The sequence below is a fragment of the Streptomyces hygroscopicus subsp. hygroscopicus genome (assembly GCF_001553455.1).
GTDB lineage: Bacteria > Actinomycetota > Actinomycetes > Streptomycetales > Streptomycetaceae > Streptomyces > Streptomyces hygroscopicus.
The window spans coordinates 1-2420 of record NZ_BBOX01000305.1; the positions used below are offsets into that span (position 1 = coordinate 1).

General features: G+C 73.9%; 3 protein-coding genes. 2 read left to right on the forward strand and 1 reads right to left on the reverse strand.

The genetic code is table 11. The features are described from left to right. Positions 1–52: 52 nt before the first annotated feature. Entirely contained in the window at positions 53–238 is a 186-nt protein-coding gene (locus tag AXW62_RS28100; protein WP_060946978.1) for a hypothetical protein, read from the reverse strand. Between the two features lie 256 nt (positions 239–494). Between AXW62_RS28100 and AXW62_RS28105 the strand changes: the two genes are divergently transcribed. Beyond that, complete coding sequence (locus AXW62_RS28105; RefSeq protein WP_060946979.1) at positions 495–959, forward strand: MarR family winged helix-turn-helix transcriptional regulator; 465 nt, start codon at positions 495–497, stop codon at positions 957–959. After that, positions 956–2404 (forward strand): MFS transporter, encoded by a 1449-nt coding sequence (locus AXW62_RS28110; protein WP_060946980.1) that lies wholly within the window; start codon positions 956–958, stop codon positions 2402–2404. Before AXW62_RS28105 ends, AXW62_RS28110 begins: the two co-directional genes overlap by 4 nt. The last annotated feature ends 16 nt before the right edge of the window (positions 2405–2420 follow it).

The following is a 2420-nucleotide window of genomic DNA, read 5'->3' on the forward strand; positions in this document are numbered from 1 at the left end:
CCCGCCCCCCGACCACGCCGCCCAGCCCGGCCCCCAGCACCCCGCCCCCGCGTCAGGCGATGCCGGGGGCGCCCGGCAAGCCCGCGACGGCCTCCCGAGCCGCGGAACACGCCGCAGCAGGCGCCCCCGCGTCGCGGACGAGCCGCCGCCCGTCGTTCGCCGCCTGGTCCCGCTTACGGTGCTTGCCGCCGTCCTCGTCGCCGTATGCCCCGGCGAACCGGGCGCCGCGCGGGGTCACCGGAACCTCCCGCCGGCGCCCGCAGAGAACGTGCGAACTCCCCGACCTCGGCCGGGAGTTGGCCGCCCGTCATGACCACTCGCCACACCTCCCCCCCCCTCGCGCGATGCACCGCCCAAGGTCACGCATTCGGCACCCTGCGTGTGACGAGACCGGTTACGGATGCGCTACGGGCGCCTTCCCTCCTCCACACACGACAGGCAAACTTGCAAGCCCAATCTTGCAAGTTTGCCTGTAGATCTTCTACGGTGGCACCATGACAACGCACGACCATCCGGACCCCGCTACCGCCGCCCCCCGGGCGGAGGAGCGCATCGCCGGAGACCTCGCCGTGGTCGTCACCCAGCTGATGCGCCGCATGCGGGCGGCCTCCTCCCAGGGGGCGCTCACCCCCTCCCAGCGGGCGGTCCTCAGCCGGCTCTGCAACGAGGGGCCGAACACCACCGCCGCGCTGGCCCGCGCCGAGCTGGTCCGGCCGCAGTCGATGCGCGTGATCCTGGCCGCGCTGGAGGAGCAGGCGCTGGTGGAGCGGGCCCCGCACCCCACCGATGGCCGGCAGGTGGTCTTCTCGATCACCGAGGAGGGACGGCAGGCGATCACCTCCGTACGGCAGGCCAAGCAGAGCTGGCTGCTCGACGCGATCGACACCCGCCTCGACGCCGATGAGCGCCGCACCCTCACCGAGGCCACCGACCTCTTGAGGCGGCTGGTCCAGGAATGACCGAAACCGCGCGGACGCCCTCCGTACCGGGGGTGGGAACGGTCGGCGGAAGTCCGGCCCCCGCCGACCCCTTCGGCCCCCGGCTGATGGCCCCGCTGCTCATCGGCTCGGTCCTCAACCCCGTCAACTCCACGATGATCGCCACCGGTCTGGTGGCCATCGGCCATGACTTCGGCGTCGGCGCCGCCCGGACCGCCTGGCTGGTCGCCTCCCTCTACCTCGCCAGCGCCGTGGCACAGCCGGCCATGGGCCGGCTCGCCGATCTGCTCGGCCCGCGCCGGGTCTTCCTCTGCGGGCTGCTCGTGGTGTGCGCCGCCGGGGTGGTGGGCGCGCTCGCGCCCGCGTTCGGCTGGCTGATCGCCTCCCGGGTACTGCTCGGCATCGGCACCTCCGCGGCCTATCCGTCGGCGATGGCGCTGCTGCGCGCCCAGTCCGTCGCCAGCGGGCGGGAGACCCCGCGCCCGGTGCTCGGCCGGCTCTCGCTCGCCTCGCTCGGCAGCGCGGCGGTCGGCCCGGTGCTGGGCGGGGTGCTCACCGCGACGGCCGGATGGCGGGCGATCTTCGCGGTCAATGTGCCGCTGGCCCTCATCGGCGTCGTCCTCGCACTGCTCTGGCTGCCCGGGACCCGGGTGGCGGCCGGTGGCGGGGACGGCGAGGGCCTCGGGGAGCGGACGGCGCGTGCGGCGTTCGATCCACTCGGGATCACGCTGTTCACCGCCGCGCTCACCGCCTTGATGGTCTTCCTGATGGATCTGGAGCGGCCCAACTGGGCGCTGCCGCCCCTCGTCCTGGTGCTCGGGGCGGCCCTGACCTGGTGGCAGCTGCGCCGCCCCCGCCCCTTCATCGATCTGCGGATGATCGGCCGCAACCGCCCCCTGGCCATCACCTACCTTCGCCACGGCACCGCGTACCTGGTCATCTACATGGTCATGTACGGATACGCGCAGTGGCTGGAGGAGGGGCACGGCTACTCCGCCTCCCACGCCGGTCTGATCATGCTGCCGATGTCGGGAGCGGCCGCCGTGTGCTCACTGCTCGGCGCCCGTACGAAGGGCATCTACGCGCCGCTCGTCCTCGCGGCCGTCCTGCTCGCCGCGGGGAGCGGGGTGCTGCTGCTCTCCGACGAGTCCACGCCGCTCGTCGCGCTGCTGTTGGCCGCGGTCCTGTTCGGACTGCCGCAGGGGCTGTCCTCGACCGGCAACCAGGCCGCCGTATACGTCCAGGCCCCGCCGAAAAGCGTCGGCGCGGCGGCCGGGTTGCAGCGCACCTCGCAGTACGTCGGCGCGATCACCGCCGCCGGGCTGATCGGGCTCTTCTACGGACAGCGGGCGACCGCCGCCGGGCTGCACGGCATCGCCATGGTGGCGGGTGCGCTCAGCCTGGCGGTGCTGCTGCTGACCGTCACCGACCGGGCCCTGCGCGCCCGCGCCCGTACCCGCGCCTGACCCCGGCCACCGCAGC

Excerpts from the sequence above, each read along its gene's own strand:
- AXW62_RS28105 (WP_060946979.1), top strand. The coding sequence starts at position 495 with ATGACAACGCACGACCATCCGGACCCCGCTACCGCCGCCCCCCGGGCG.
- AXW62_RS28110 (WP_060946980.1), top strand. The coding sequence starts at position 956 with ATGACCGAAACCGCGCGGACGCCCTCCGTACCGGGGGTGGGAACGGTC.